Source organism: Pseudomonas sp. LB1P83 (assembly GCF_054897885.1).
Genome location: NZ_CM142709.1, coordinates 1,233,811 through 1,248,035 on the forward strand (window position 1 = coordinate 1,233,811; position 14,225 = coordinate 1,248,035).

The 14,225-nt window shown below is 57.8% G+C and carries 14 protein-coding genes; 11 read left to right on the plus strand and 3 right to left on the minus strand.

What is annotated here, in order from left to right; translation table 11 throughout:
• Nucleotides 1–50: 50 nt before the first annotated feature.
• Nucleotides 51–1,538 (minus strand): tyrosine-type recombinase/integrase, encoded by a 1,488-nt coding sequence (locus ACYZTY_RS05595; protein WP_461957643.1) that lies wholly within the window; start codon nucleotides 1,536–1,538, stop codon nucleotides 51–53.
• A gap of 416 nt (nucleotides 1,539–1,954) precedes the next feature.
• Here ACYZTY_RS05595 and ACYZTY_RS05600 point away from each other — a divergent pair, with 416 nt between their 5' ends.
• From ACYZTY_RS05600 to ACYZTY_RS05620, 5 genes are all read left to right on the plus strand, one after another.
• On the plus strand, nucleotides 1,955–2,260 hold the full coding sequence (locus tag ACYZTY_RS05600; protein ID WP_461957644.1) for a type II toxin-antitoxin system TacA family antitoxin: 306 nt from the start codon (nucleotides 1,955–1,957) through the stop codon (nucleotides 2,258–2,260).
• Nucleotides 2,232–2,783, plus strand: coding sequence for a GNAT family N-acetyltransferase (locus ACYZTY_RS05605; RefSeq protein WP_461957645.1), 552 nt, complete (start codon nucleotides 2,232–2,234; stop codon nucleotides 2,781–2,783). Before ACYZTY_RS05600 ends, ACYZTY_RS05605 begins: the two co-directional genes overlap by 29 nt.
• A 210-nt stretch (nucleotides 2,784–2,993) precedes the next feature.
• Complete coding sequence (locus ACYZTY_RS05610) at nucleotides 2,994–3,317, plus strand: hypothetical protein (RefSeq protein WP_461957646.1); 324 nt, start codon at nucleotides 2,994–2,996, stop codon at nucleotides 3,315–3,317.
• 241 nt (nucleotides 3,318–3,558) lie between these two features.
• Nucleotides 3,559–3,924, plus strand: a complete 366-nt coding sequence (locus tag ACYZTY_RS05615; RefSeq protein WP_461957647.1) for a hypothetical protein — start codon at nucleotides 3,559–3,561, stop codon at nucleotides 3,922–3,924.
• The gene (locus ACYZTY_RS05620; RefSeq protein WP_461957648.1) at nucleotides 3,917–4,228 is read left to right on the plus strand and encodes a hypothetical protein; all 312 of its coding nucleotides are present in this window, start codon (nucleotides 3,917–3,919) and stop codon (nucleotides 4,226–4,228) included. Before ACYZTY_RS05615 ends, ACYZTY_RS05620 begins: the two co-directional genes overlap by 8 nt.
• A gap of 341 nt (nucleotides 4,229–4,569) precedes the next feature.
• Here ACYZTY_RS05620 and ACYZTY_RS05625 read toward each other — a convergent pair whose 3' ends face one another.
• Both ACYZTY_RS05625 and ACYZTY_RS05630 read right to left on the minus strand, forming a co-directional pair.
• Nucleotides 4,570–5,169 (minus strand): cupin domain-containing protein, encoded by a 600-nt coding sequence (locus tag ACYZTY_RS05625; RefSeq protein WP_461959256.1) that lies wholly within the window; start codon nucleotides 5,167–5,169, stop codon nucleotides 4,570–4,572.
• A 70-nt stretch (nucleotides 5,170–5,239) separates the two neighbouring features.
• Nucleotides 5,240–7,201 carry an oxidoreductase gene (locus ACYZTY_RS05630; protein WP_461957649.1) on the minus strand — a complete coding sequence of 654 codons (1,962 nt, stop codon included), beginning with the start codon at nucleotides 7,199–7,201 and terminating at the stop codon, nucleotides 5,240–5,242.
• Nucleotides 7,202–7,417: 216 nt separating this feature from the next.
• Between ACYZTY_RS05630 and ACYZTY_RS05635 the strand changes: the two genes are divergently transcribed.
• The 6 genes from ACYZTY_RS05635 (at nucleotide 7,418) to ACYZTY_RS05660 (ending at nucleotide 14,203) form a co-directional block, all read left to right on the plus strand.
• Entirely contained in the window at nucleotides 7,418–8,467 is a 1,050-nt protein-coding gene (locus tag ACYZTY_RS05635) for an ABC transporter substrate-binding protein (RefSeq protein ID WP_461957650.1), read from the plus strand.
• 74 nt (nucleotides 8,468–8,541) lie between these two features.
• Nucleotides 8,542–9,321, plus strand: coding sequence for a class II aldolase/adducin family protein (locus ACYZTY_RS05640; protein WP_461957651.1), 780 nt, complete (start codon nucleotides 8,542–8,544; stop codon nucleotides 9,319–9,321).
• Between the two features lie 379 nt (nucleotides 9,322–9,700).
• Entirely contained in the window at nucleotides 9,701–10,348 is a 648-nt protein-coding gene (locus tag ACYZTY_RS05645) for a TetR family transcriptional regulator C-terminal domain-containing protein (protein WP_461957652.1), read from the plus strand.
• A gap of 92 nt (nucleotides 10,349–10,440) precedes the next feature.
• Nucleotides 10,441–11,157 carry a response regulator gene (locus ACYZTY_RS05650; RefSeq protein WP_461957653.1) on the plus strand — a complete coding sequence of 239 codons (717 nt, stop codon included), beginning with the start codon at nucleotides 10,441–10,443 and terminating at the stop codon, nucleotides 11,155–11,157.
• Nucleotides 11,158–11,162: 5 nt separating this feature from the next.
• Nucleotides 11,163–11,936 carry a substrate-binding periplasmic protein gene (locus tag ACYZTY_RS05655; protein ID WP_461959257.1) on the plus strand — a complete coding sequence of 258 codons (774 nt, stop codon included), beginning with the start codon at nucleotides 11,163–11,165 and terminating at the stop codon, nucleotides 11,934–11,936.
• Complete coding sequence (locus ACYZTY_RS05660; protein WP_461957654.1) at nucleotides 11,933–14,203, plus strand: ATP-binding protein; 2,271 nt, start codon at nucleotides 11,933–11,935, stop codon at nucleotides 14,201–14,203. The genes ACYZTY_RS05655 and ACYZTY_RS05660 overlap by 4 nt, the downstream gene beginning before the upstream one ends.
• Nucleotides 14,204–14,225 lie beyond the last annotated feature (22 nt).

Consider the following 14,225-nt stretch of genomic DNA (forward strand, 5'->3'; position numbering starts at 1 on the left):
TATCTGTGTCCTGCACTTTTCGGGTTGCAGGGCTGACCGCCAAAAGAACTTTACTCAGACTTCTCCTGGACAGCTTCGGAGATTATTGGAAGCAAGGGAAGTTTCGAAATTGCCTCTAGTTTCTGTGCTGCTGTCGCACCTTGGCTATACACATCGAAAGTCACGGAGCCGGTTTCATGCCCGACGAGTTCCGCAATCAATGGACCTTGCACGGAAGCTCTTACGAGCTGGGTGATGGCGGTTTTACGGATAGAGTGAAAAACCTGCTGGCTACCATATCCGTGCGTTGTCTTGAGCCTGCCAAACGCCTTTGAGAGAGCGTCTGATCGGATGCCGTATTTGTTTTTGCTGCTAGAGGGCACCAGATACCCGCCCTTGGATTGCTCAACCAGACGATCAACGAGAGCAGACAGGGCAGGGTGGATTGGTACAACACGGATGCCTGCTGCTGTCTTGGAATCGACAATATCGAAGCTCTTCACACCGTCGGGCTCAATGACGTGTTCCGCCTTCAATTGACACAGCTCTTCGATGCGGGCGCCGGTATAGGTGCCAAGCAGGATCAAGTCAGCCAATGTGGAATGCCCCTCGGTTAACGCTGCCCCATGTAGCTTGCTGATGTCTTCCAGATTGAAGTCTTTCCGTTGAGCGTCAACTCTGGCCCTGCCCCTCACCTGCGGCAGATCGTGATTCTCGAAGGGATTTGCACGATCCTTGAATTCCTCTCGCCAGCGAGCGTCGTGCTTCCCTGCCCACTTCCAGAAAACGCTACCAGCTAGCAGGTATTGTGTGAGGGTCTTGCTCGCCAGCTTGAGGGAGTCGAGCCACGCTGAAACAGCATCGAAGTCTAGCGGCTTACCTACTTTAGCTAGGTACGCGGAAAGCTTCTCCAGCTTCGATTGCTGCTGATCGATTGTCTTGGTGGCGACATTCCGCGTTTCACGATATTGGCGGAACGTAGCGATACGCTGCTTGGTGATTGGCGACCGAACTGTACGAACTCCATCACCATCACCAGTCGCAATCATCCTGATCTCTTCCTTCTGATCGGCGGTGGGCGTGTAGTGAGTTTCAAACCGCTGAGCCACTGCGATTTTGAACGCGGCTCCCAGTTCGTCATCAAGCTTGAACAGACCCATGGGGGTTTGGCGTGCTTTCTGAATCATCCCTTTCAATGCGTCCATCATGGCCGGATTGTCCTCCATGAACTTCGCCATTTCCGTTGGTTCAGGCACGACATAAGGAGCAGCGCCAGCTTCACCAATGCGGGTCATTTTGGAATGCTTCGTTACTCTGTCCACCGTTTCGAACATCCCAGTCAGCGACTCTTGCCAGTCTGGTGGCAATGGCTTGCCAGCCCGAGCCGTCGCTATACGAGCTTTCCAGTTGGCGAGGATTGGAAGGCGTGCATCCATTGCTTCCTTGCGGAGTCCGGTCTTCAACGACTGAATCAGCACTTTGCAGCCAATGACTTTTTGCACATCCACAGGCACTGCCAGTCGCACGTACCACGTGGTTTCACCTTTCTTCTGAATCAAGTTGTGTGCCATTGGAGCGCCGTGAAGTGGGGAGTGGTGCAGCAGATTGTACTACTAGATTGTACTACTATGCACCATAAAAGCCCCGTAATACTGGCCTTGTTGTTCGAAAGTCTTCTTTGTGGTGAGTCCCTATCTCTCCGCCATTACATAGAAAAAGCCCCGTAGCTGAATAAGCTACGGGGCTTTTTTGTTTCTGATGTTTTAATAATGGGGCCGTGCAGGAGTGTACGGTTATTGTACGGGTGGTATTTGACATCTCTCACTGTGTACGGCTAGCATCCGTACATTGCTCGATGCCCTTCCCATTACCCGGGAGTGAGCTGAAGTTTTGAAATCACCCATGCTTCTGAGCGTGGACAGCAACAAAATGACACTCAGTAAGGGAACACACTCTCCGAAAACGGGTACACCTTATGTTAGAAATTAACGAAATACTCAAAGCACCAAAAAATGCTCGGCTTGAACTCAAAACCACGGATGTCGCTAAAGAGTTCATCCGTAAGGCCGCTTCAATCTCGGGGCTTGATATGACCTCGTTCATTATTTCCTCTGCTTTCGAGAAGGCAGAGGAGGTGATGGAAAAACATCGACGTATCGAGATGTCGGAACAAGCCTATGCCCGAGCTCTGGAGATCCTTAATGAGGATACGGCTCCAACGCTTGGGCTACTGAACCTGATGAGAGGGAAGCATGGGGACAAAAGCGATTCCGGCTTATGAAATTGATAACAATTTGCAAGCTCGTATTGAGTCTTACCACTATCTGAAAGATTTCGATTGTGGGCTTGTCATGATGAATGAGTACTATAAGAGCGGTTTGAAGCGTGCCTTAAAGAGCGAGAACATCCGAGGCATTGGTGCGATCAATTCGTTGGGAGAAGTCGTCGGCTTTGGTACGCTCACGCTGGGTCACATTGACAAGGCGCTTGCGAAAGCCACTATCAAGAAGTCGAACTTGCCATCTCAACTGCCCGTTGTGAGGATGATGATGTCTGGTGTGGATCGTCGATATCAGGGGCTTGGAATCGGTCAGGAAATTCTGAGGCACACATTCATACAAGCGGTTAAGGTCCACAAAGAGGTGCCTATCAAGGGCCTGTATTTGGACGCGGCACCGAACGCCGTTTCATATTATGAATCGTTGGGATTTCAATCCCTGAGCGAACCAGATATCAGGGGTGGTACCCCCATGCTAATCAGCATCGAGCCGATTCTGCAGGCGATTGTTGATGCGGCTCCGTAGCGCTACACACGGTACTCAGCAATGCATTAAAAAAGCCTCGTAACTGAAAAGTGACGGGGCTCTTTCGTTTCTGGGGTTTCAGTTTTTTTAGGAGAGAGGAACTCGGCCATCGCGTCGAAGATTACAACAATGCTGTGCGGAATCACTCTGAATCAAGGTCATTAGCTATCATGCAATAAAGAGCTAAATCACCGGATAGCGGGGAAGAGCATGAACAGATGGCGGCGGCTTTGGTTGATTATCAAACTGATAGCAGCCCTTGCGGCCTGCGTGGCCGTCGCTGTTCAGGCTTTTCTCTACATGCTGGATAGCTCCGACGCCGTGCAAATTCACCCATTGAGCATTCTGGTGGTCGGGCTGATTTTTGGCTTCATTACTTTTGGACTTCTGACACTGATTGAAAGGGGGGTGTTGGGACTGGTGGCCCCGATCATTTCCAGACCTCTAGCCGAACCTCAGAGCGATGCCGGTGCAACGCCGGAGCGGCCACTGACCCTGCCAACTGAAGACCCCACTCATCTGCGAAACCTGTGACCCTGGGCAGCTTCGAAAAGAACTGCGTGGACGGATCCCACAGGCAATATTCCGGGCTGACACAAACAAGCGAATCCTCCTACTTCTTACGCGGATACGTCCGAGATTGATCGAAGGTATATTCGATTTTCAGCGAAGGCATCAGTAATGACTTCGCGGTCGAGCAGGTGGCTGGACGTTATGCACCATCTTCTGGTTGATCGGTTAATCGATGATTTAGTCCCTCAAGGAGGAGGTAGCGATGTACAGCAGCAGTGAAGATGGTTTTCAGGGCGATGATCAGACTGGGGTGGCACGAGGCAAATCAAAGCCCAGGGATCTTCATCTGGACACCGGGCGGTTGGCCAACATTTTCAAACAGCGGATAAAGAACACCGAGTGCCCGTTCTGTGAGCATGATGAGTGGGAACTGCCACTCCAGGCCGGAGCAACAGGCGTGGGATTGCCTTGGGCGCGTGGCAACGAATATCTACGCTCCGGTACGCCGGCAGTGATGCTCAACTGCAAGTATTGCGGATTTATTCGCCTGCATTCGCTCAATGTGCTGGCGGATATCGTCGTCGAAGACGGCACCAAAACCGTTGCACTGGAGGTCTGCGATGAGTGAGCCTTTTGTGCTGGTAAACCTTGATGAGCATTACCCCGACCGCTTCCCAGGCAACAAAAGGAGTGGCGGAGAAGATCATGGACGAAGACCACCAGGTCCTCCAGGAGAAAACCCATTGGAACCGCGTGTATCCCAACTTGAAACGCATATCGAATACGTCCGGCGGGACCTCGGTGACCTTCGCGTAGATTTTCGTGATCAGCGGAAAGAAGCCCGAACGGATTTCCGTTTACTTTTTGGCGCTTTGATTACCGCCGCGCTGGGTCTGGCGGCAGTCATGGGGAAAGGATTCGGGTGGTTGTAAACGAATGCGCAAAAAGAAAAACCGGCCAGACGCCTAATGCCGATCAGTTAAGCAATTTCTGCGGCAACGCGATTTTGTAGCACCTGGCGAAGCCTGCGTTCGGCTCGGTCCGCGCTCGGGCGCAGCAGTCGTAAAATCAGACGATGCGGTGTTTCAGATGGACCGCAAACTCAGGTTTTACGACTGCTACGCCCGAGCGCGGACCGAGCCGAATGCAGGCTTCGCCAGGTGCTACAAAGACCGCGTTACGGCTTAACTGACGGGCATTAGGCCAGACGCTGGCTTTTGTGCAGTGGTCGTGCCACCTGAATTTATCAAGCACCGAGACCGCTACCGAGCCCTCAAAACGAAGGCGGGGTAATCACCCAAATCACCACCGCATCCACGTCCCCAGGGTTCCCATACCGATGCGGCTCCTGGCTCGAAAAGCTGAAACTATCCCCCTCACTCAGCTGGAAATACCGCTCCCCGACCCACAACTCAAAACTCCCCGACAGCAAATACCCAGCCTCTTCACCTTCATGGCTGTAACTCTGCTGACTGTAAGTCCCGGGCGGAAACCGTGAATGCAACATCTCCAACTGCCGATTCGGCTGCGGTGTCAGCAACTGATCCACAATCCCATCCTCGTAATGCACGCTCATCCGAGTGTTCTTGCGCACCACAACGCCGTTATCTTCAGGCGCGGTATTGCCCTCGCTGGCAAAGAACCACTGAATGGTCACCCCCAGGCTACGAGCGATATTGAACAGCGCAGGAATCGACGGATAAGCCAGATTCCGTTCCAGCTGACTGATATACCCCGCCGTCAGCTCGCTCATCTGCGCCAGTTCCGCCAAGGTCATGCCCCGACGTTTACGCAACCCACGAATCCGTGTGCCGAGAAAATGCGGTTCTGCCGTTGCGCTGTCCTGTGTGGGCGCGCTGCTGGCAGGCGGCATCTTGCTGCTGTTGCTCATGGCGTGCTCCAAACCGGGGTGATGTGTAAAAGCCCCGGAGTATAAAACAGCCTCAAAGCTCCCAGGCGACTTTCAAACCTTCGTAGATGGCTTCTTCGGCGGTGCGCGGTGCGAGGCAGTCGCCGATGCGGCGAAACTCCACCAAGCCTTGCAGTTCGGCACCAAGGGTATCGACGGGTTGATGGCCTTGGCAGAGCACCAGCGTGTCGATGTTTTCGAAGAGCATCGGTTCGCCGCTGGCGGTGTGTTGCAGGTAGACGGTGTTGTCGTCGCAGCCGTACAGGCGGGCGTAGGGGGTGATCGGGATGCCGAGTTTGTGCAGTTCGCCGGCCAGTTGATCGCGCACGTACAGCGGCAGGTTTTCCCCGCAATGGGTGCCGTTGACGGCGAGTTCCACCTGATGCCCGGCGCGTACCAGACGTTCGGCGATGCCGGGGCCGATCCAGTCGGCGCGCCAGTCGACCACCACCACGGAACGGCCGATTTGCACTTCATCGCGCAGCACTTGCCAGGCGTCGACGACTTGCAGCTCACCGCCGCGCTCAAACGCTGGCCAATACGGTTCGGCGCCAGTGGCGACGATCACCATGTCCGGGCGTTCGCGTTCGACCAGCGCCCGGTCGACGCGGGTGTTGCGTACGACGCGCACGCCGGCCAGTTCCATTTCGCGTTGCAGGTTGGTGCTGGCGCCGCCGAATTCGGCGCGCCGAGGTAGCAATTGCGCCAGCAAGACCTGGCCGCCAAGTTGCGAGCTGGCTTCGTAGAGGGTCACGTCATGTCCACGCTGGGCGGCCACTGCGGCGGCTTTCATCCCGGCCGGTCCGCCGCCGGCGATCATGATGCGTTTGCGTTGAGCGGTGGGTTGCCGCTGGCTGAAGATCAGTTCGCGCCCTGTCTCCGGGTGCTGGATGCAGGAAATCGGCAGGCCTTTGTGGAAGTGGCCGATGCACGCCTGGTTGCAAGCGATGCAGGCGCGCACATCCTCTACGTGGCCGGTATCGGTTTTGTTGGGCATTTGCGGGTCGCAGATCAGCGCGCGGGTCATGCCGCAGACATCGGCCTGGCCGCGCGCGAGGATCAGTTCGGCTTCCTGCGGTTGGTTGATGCGCCCGGTGACGAACAGTGGAATCGACAGCCCGGCCTTAAAGGTTCCGGCTTCCTTGGCCAGATAAGCCGCTTCGATCGCCATCGGCGGCACGATGTGCACGGCGCCACCCAATGACGCCGAGGTGCCGGCGACAATGTGCACGTAATCCAGAACCGCTTGCAGGGATTGCACGGCGGCCAGGGATTCATCCTCGGTCAGCCCTTCAGGGTCGCGTTCATCGGCGGAAATACGCAGGCCGATGATGAAGTGTTCATCGGTGCTGGCGCGCACCGCCGCGATCACTTCGCGCAGGAAACGCAGGCGCTGTTCCAGTTCACCGTTGTAGCCATCGGTGCGACGGTTGACCCGCGGATTGATGAACTGCGCCGGCAGGTAACCATGGCTGGCGACCACTTCCACACCATCGATTCCGGCCTGATACAGGCGTCGGGCAGCGGCCCCGTAACCGGCGACAATCTCGTCGATCATCGCTTGATCCAGCGCCCGAGGCATTACCCGAAACCGCTCGTTGGGCACCGCCGAAGGCGAGTAAGCGACAGCGAGCAAGCCATCGCTGGATTCCATGATTTCCCGGCCCGGATGGAAGATTTGTGACAGCACCACGGTGCCGTGCGCATGGCAACGCTCAGCGATTGTTCGATAACCCTCGATGCAAGCGTCGTCCGTGGCCATCAGCACATGTGAGGTGTACCGCGCGCTGTCATGCACACCGGCCACTTGCAACACGATCAGACCGACACCACCTTCGGCCCGCGCGGTGTGGTAGGCGATCAGTTGCTCATTGACCAGGTTGTCGGTGGGCATCGAGGTGTCGTGACCGCTGGACATGATGCGGTTTTTCAGGCGTTTGCCACGCAGTTGCAAGGGTTCGAACAGGTGCGCAAAAGCAGGGGGCGAGGTCGGCATGAGATGGGTACTCCAGGCAGGCTGAAGCCGAAAGGCCGGGTTTTCGGCGTTGTTATTATTTGCCTATAGAAATTTACCTGTAGTAAAAAATCAACTTGTTTTTTTACTATGGCTCGCAGTAGATTCATTTGGCACCCGGACCTGGGGCAAACCTCACAACAATAAAAAAGGGTCACGTGGAGGTTATTCGCGTGGCACCTGCAAGAGGAACCACTGATGAAATCGAATACGCTCAAGCACGGTTTTTATCCCTTGTTGCTGTCCCTGGCCATGGGCTTTGGCAGCGCTCAGGCAGCACCGGACATGGTGGTGGTGGGTTACGGCGGTGCCGGCCAGAAAGCCCAGGATGTGGCTTTTTTTCAGCCCTTCAGCGTCGCGGATCACAGCAAGCTGATCCAGAGTGAATACAACGGCGAGATGGCCCGGATCAAAGTGATGGTCGACACCGGCAACGCCGATTGGGACGTGGTGCAGATTGAAGGCCCAGACCTGATGCGCGGTTGCGATGAAGGCATGTATGAAAAACTCGACTGGAAAACCCTGGGTCGCGTCGAGCAGTTGATTCCTGATGCAGCGCAGCCGTGCGGTTCCGCAGCGCTGGTGTGGAGCGTGGCGATTGCCTACGACACGCAGAAGCTGGCGCAGGCCCCGACTTCGTGGGCCGACTTCTGGGACGTGCAGAAAATCCCCGGCAAACGCGGGCTGCGCAAACGTGCGGTGTACAACCTGGAGTTCGCCTTGCTGGCCGACGGGGTGAAGGTCGAGGACGTTTATTCAGTGTTGAACACGCCGAAGGGTGTCGACCGGGCCTTCGCCAAACTCACTGAGCTGAAACCCTATATCCAGTGGTGGGAGGCCGGCGCGCAACCGGCGCAATGGCTGACGGCCGGGGATGTGGTGATGACCTCGACGTACAGCGGACGCGTGGCCGCCGCCGCGCAAAGCGGCAGTCATCTCGGGCTGGTCTGGCCGGGCAGTCTGTATGGCATGGATTACTGGGCGATCATCAAGGGCTCGAAACACGTCGATCAGGCCAAGCGCTTTATTGCGTTCGCCAATCAGCCGGACGCCCAGGTCAAGTATGTCGAGCAGATCCCCTATGGCCCGACCAATACTGAAGCAGCCGCCAGACTGGACGGCAAACTCGCGCAATGGGTGCCCACCGCGCCGCAAAACCTGAAGGGCGCGCTGTCGATGGATGTGGCGTTCTGGGTCGATCACGGCGAAGAACTCGAAGAGCGTTTCAATGCCTGGGCCAGCAAGTAATCGCAAGCGGCTGGACGGTTCACCGCGTCCAGCCTTACTGTTTTGCGCAGTCGATCAGCCTGGAGAACCGCAACATGAACGAAATCGCCAACCACCTGCGCAGCGCGACGGAACAGCGTCTGCGCGAAGAGCTGGCTGCCTGTTACCGATTGATCGCGCACTTTCGCATGACCGATCTGATATTTACCCACATCTCGGTGCGCCTGCCGGGGCCTGAGCATCACTTCCTGATCAATCCGTACGGGCTGATGTTCGATGAAATCACCGCGTCCAATCTGGTGAAAATCGACCTTGATGGCCAAGCCGTAGAACCGTCGCCGTTCCCGGTGAATCCGGCAGGTTTTGTGATTCATAGCGCCATCCACGGTGCACGAGAAGATGCGCAGTGCGTGCTGCACACTCACACCCGATCCGGCTGCGCGGTCGCGGCGTTGAAATGCGGGTTGTTGCCGGTGAATCAGATTTCCATGGAGTTCTATGGGCGGGTTGCCTATCACGACTATGAAGGCGTGGCGCTGGACATGAGCGAGCAGCAACGTCTGGTGCAGGACCTTGGCGACAAGCCGGTGCTGATGCTGCGTAACCACGGTTTGTTGACCGTTGGCGAGACCGTGAGCCAGGCTTTCTTGCGCATGTATTACCTGGAAAAAGCGTGCGAAATCCAGCTCGCTGCGCAGGCTGCGGGTGAACTGGTTTTGCCGCCGAGCGAGGTGTGCGAACACACCGAGCGTCAGTTCAACGATCCTGGCCGGCCGCTGGACGAGGGCGAGTTGAGCGACCCGGATGCGATGCAATTGGCCTGGATGGCGCTGCTTCGGTTGCTTGAGCGGGTGGCGCCGGGTTATCGGGACTGACCTGGGTTTTTGAATGGACGGGCTGACGCCATCGCGAGCAGGCTCACTCCCACAGGGTTATGTGTCGGGCACGAATAACCGGGTGCAACTCAGATTAATTGTGTGAGCCTGCTCGAGATGGCGGACTGTCAGGTGACATCAATGTTGGATGTGATGGCCCCATCGCGGGCAAGCCGCGCTCCCACAGGGTTTTGTGTCGGGCACAAATAGCCGGTTTACCCAGATCAAGTGTGGGAGCGTGGCTTGCCCGCGATGGGCGTGACACGGTCTCAGAGACATGCAACTGACTGGAGACTTGCCACACTCTTGCTGTACAGTCGTTCAGTCCGCGGGTTGTCCAGCCGCGCCCTATACGATTGATCCACGGAGAGTGTCGCGCATGAGTCAGGAAGCCCGTTTTTCCCGCATGGAGCCGGAGTTGCGCAAGGCCAACCTGATCGAAGCCACGCTGGTTTGCCTCAAGCGCCACGGCTTCCAGGGCGCGTCGATCCGCAAGATTTCCGCCGAGGCCGGCGTCTCGGTCGGGTTGATCAGCCATCACTATTCCGGCAAGGATGAACTGGTAGCCGAGGCTTACCGGGCGATTACCGGTCGGGTCATGAGTTTGCTGCGCGAGGCGATGCAGCACGCAGCGCCCAACGCCCGCGAGCGCTTGTCGGCGTTTTTCCGCGGATCGTTCTCCGCCGAACTGCTCGACCCGCAACTGATTGATGCCTGGCTGGCATTTTGGGGAGCGGTGCGCACGGCGGAGTCAATCAACCTCGCGCACGAGCATTCTTACGGCGAGTACCGCGGCATCTTGCGCAAAGTCCTGACCGATTTGGCGCAAGAGGAGGGCTGGGAAAACTTCGACGCCGATCTGGCTGCCATCAGCCTCAGTGCGTTGCTCGACGGTTTGTGGCTGGAGTCGGGCCTCAACCCCGGCACCTTTACCCCAGAGCAAGGCATCCAGATTTGCGAAGCCTGGGTCGACGGATTGCAGGCCGGTGGTCGCCAACGGTTTTGCGTCCAGACGACGGGCTGTTGATCGGTCGTTCAGCTGTCGATACTCTCTGGCGCCAAGGCAACAAAACACTCTAATAAGAAACACGCCTTCGGGCATACGCGGGACACCTAGCGATGACTCCTCGGGTACTGATCGTCGATGACGATCCGCTGATTCGCGAACTGCTGCACGCCTACCTGTCCCAGGAAGGTTATGAAGTGCATTGCGCGGCCACGGCGGAGCTGGCCGAAACCTTTCTGGCGAGCCAGACGGTTGATCTGGTGATGCTCGATATCCGCCTGCCGGGCAAGGACGGCCTGACGCTGACCCGGGAGCTGCGGGTCCGTTCGGAAGTCGGGATCATTCTGATCACCGGGCGCAACGATGAAATCGACCGCATCGTCGGCCTTGAATGCGGCGCCGATGACTACGTGATCAAACCCCTCAACCCACGCGAACTGGTGTCCCGGGCGAAAAACCTGATACGCCGGGTGCGTCACGCGCAGGTGCCCCAACCGGTGGCGGCCATCGCAAAACCGGTCAAACAATTCGCCGACTGGGCGCTGGACACCGATCGCCGGCGGTTGATCGACCCCTCCGGCAGCGAAACCCTGCTGACCCACGGCGAGTACCAGTTGCTTAGCGTGTTCCTGCGTAACAGCGGCCATACCTTGAGCCGCGATCAGCTGATGGACCAGATCCGCAACCGCGAGTGGGTACCCAATGATCGCTCCATTGACGTGCTGGTCGGACGTCTGCGACGCAAGTTGCACGACGACCCGGCCGAGCCGCAACTGATCATCACCATCCACGGCGCCGGTTACCTGTTCACCGCCAGCGTGGCGGCTTGAGTTTTATGTGGCGGGTGTTTGTGCTGCTGTTGGCGCTGGTCGCGAACAGCGCGATGGGGGCGCAAAAGATTCGCTACTGCGACTATCCGGTGTATCCACCGATCTCCTGGAGCGACGGCAAACAAGTGCGTGGCCTGGCCCCGCGCGTGGTGAAAAACCTTTTCGAAAAACTGGGCTACGAAGTGGAAATCGTCGTGCTCGGCAACTGGAAACGCTGCCTGCTCGACGCCGCCGAAGGCCGGGTCGATGTGGTGTTGGCCTACAACACCGCGCAACGCGAGCAGAGCATGATTTTTTCCACGGTGCCGGTGCTGCGTGAAGAGGTCGCGTTGTTCATCAATCGCCAGCGTCCGGTGAAATTCGAGCGTCTGGAGGACCTGGCCAATTACCGTGGCGGGCTGTTGTTTGGTGAAAGTTATGGCGTGGAATTCGACCGCCTGGTCGCACAACACCAGAACATCGAGTGGGTCTCTGACAGCCGCCAGAACTTCGGCAAACTGATCCGCGGTCGCATCGACTTCATCACCTCGGAGCGACGCACCGGCGAGCTGTACGTCGAAAACCTGCCAGGCGCGCAAGACATCGTCGCGTTGCCAACGTCCTTGAGCGTGGACTACCTTCGGATTGCGGTATCACGCCATTCTCCGTTGGCCAGTCGCATGCCGGACATCGATGCGCAACTCAAGCGCATGGTCGATGCCGGAGAGGTCGACCGTTTGCTCAACGAAAGCGAAGTCACCTACCGCGACATGATCAACCTGCCGGCGAATTCGCCATGATCCGCGCTCGACCCAGTGGACTGTTGCGGCGTCTGCTGCTGTTCATTTTGCTATTCAGCCTGTGCTTCACCGTACTGGCAAGCACCGTGCAGTTGTACTTCGAATACCGACGCGAAATGCGCGACATCGACTCACGCATGGAGCTGATTCGCGCCGGGTATCTGGCCAGCCTGGAGCGCAGTCTCTGGGATTTGAACCAGGATCAATTGAATGTGCAGTTGCGCGGCCTGGTGGATTTCTCCGATGTGGCGCGGGTGCATCTGACCAGCCCTGATTTCGATTTGCTGCATGGCAGCGCGGACCCGGTCGGGCCGCTGCGTATCGAGCGTTTTCAACTGGACTATCAGCCGCCGTCCGGGCCCTTGCGACAGCTGGGGCAGTTGGAAGTCAGCACCGATCTGGGGGCCGTGCATCAACGTTTGTCTGCCACTGGCTTAACCAGCTTGCTGTGGATGAGCGTGTTTTTGTGCGGGCTGGCGGTGGCGCTGTCGGGACTGTTTTATCGACTGGTGACGCGGCACCTGCAAGTCATGGCCGATTTTGCCCGACGCATCGCCGCCGGTGACTGGCACGAACCCTTGCAACTGGACAAGCGTCGCAACGCCAACGAGGACGAAATCGACACCGTGGCCCATGCGCTGGACGACATGCGCCGAGCGATCCTCAGCGACATTGATCGCCGGGAAGCCGATCGATTGGCCCTGCAAGACAACCGCGATGAACTGCTGCGAATGGTCGAGCGCCGCACCGCCAGCCTGATGCGTGCCAAGGACGAAGCCGAGGCAGCCAACCTTGCGAAATCGCGATTCCTCGCGACCATGAGCCACGAATTGCGCACCCCGCTCAACGGCATTCTCGGCATGGCCGAATTGCTGCGCGGCGCGAGTCTGGATGAGCGCGACGGCAAACGTCTGGATGCGCTGTACAAGGCCGGCGAAGGGTTGCTGTCGATTCTGAATGAAGTGCTGTATTTCGCTCGACTGGAGGAGGGCGTCAGCCACCCGGAACCGGTGGATTTTTCGCTTCGACAATTGCTGGATGAGGTGCTGACGCTGCTGGAACCGCGCGCGTTGAGCAACGACACGACGCTGCATTGCCGGATCGATCCGCAGGTTGCTGACCGGCACCACGGCGCCGAACAATTCTTGCGTCAGGTATTGAGCAACTTGCTGGCCAACGCGATCAAGTTTACCGAGGGCGGAGAGGTTAAGGTCGAGGTGGTGCTGTTGGCTCCCATCGCGGAGCAGACCGGGCAACGGCTGCGCGTGAGTGTGACGGACAACGGCATCGGCATTGCGCCGGCGGTGCAGGAAAAGATTTTCGAGCGTTTCACTCAGGCCAGCGAGGAAGTGGCGCAACGCTTCGGCGGAACCGGTCTCGGACTGGCCATTTGCAAACATCTGGTGGAGCAGTTGGGCGGGCGGATCGGCGTTGAAAGTGAAATCGGGCGGGGCAGTTGTTTCTGGTTCGAGATGACGTTGCAACTGGCGTCTACCGGGTTTGCCGAACTGACAATGATTGACGAGCCCAGCCATGCGTTGAAGATTCTGGTGGTCGAGGACGTGGCGCTGAACCGGGAGGTCGTCAGCGGCTTGTTGCAACGGGATGGGCATCAAGTCTGGCTCGCCGAAGACGGTGAACAGGCGCTGACGCAATGCGCCGGGCAGGCGTTCGATTTGATCCTGCTCGATGTGCACTTGCCGGGCATCAGCGGCGTCGAGTTGTGCACACTGATCCGCCGCACCGACGGCCCGAACCGCCACTGCCGAATCTTCGCCCTGACCGCCAGCGTGCAACCGGCGCTGGTGCGCGGTTATCTGGATGCCGGGATGGACGGCATTCTCGCCAAGCCGCTGAAACTCGACAATCTGCGTCAGGCCCTGGCCGGTCATTCGCCAACGCCAACGCCAACGCCAACGCCGGATGACGAAACGATGGATTGGCCGCTGCTGGACACTCACCGCACCTTGCTCGGTGAACAGAAACTGCAGGGATTGCTGGCGGTGTTGCGCGATTCGATCAGTCAACACCGCGAGGCGCTCACGGAAGCGATCGAGGCCGACGATTGCACTGAAGTCGCTCATCTGGCGCATCGCCTGGCCGGCAGCAGCGATTCATTGGGCTTTCGTGCACTGGCCAATGTGCTGCGCGCGCTGGAAGAGGCCGCGCTGGTCAACGACGAATCAAGGTTGCGGGCATTGGCGCCGCAGGTTGATGCGCAATTGCGGCATTCGCAACAGACCCTGGCCGACCTGCTGCACACCTGACGTACAAGTTTGTTACGTCTTT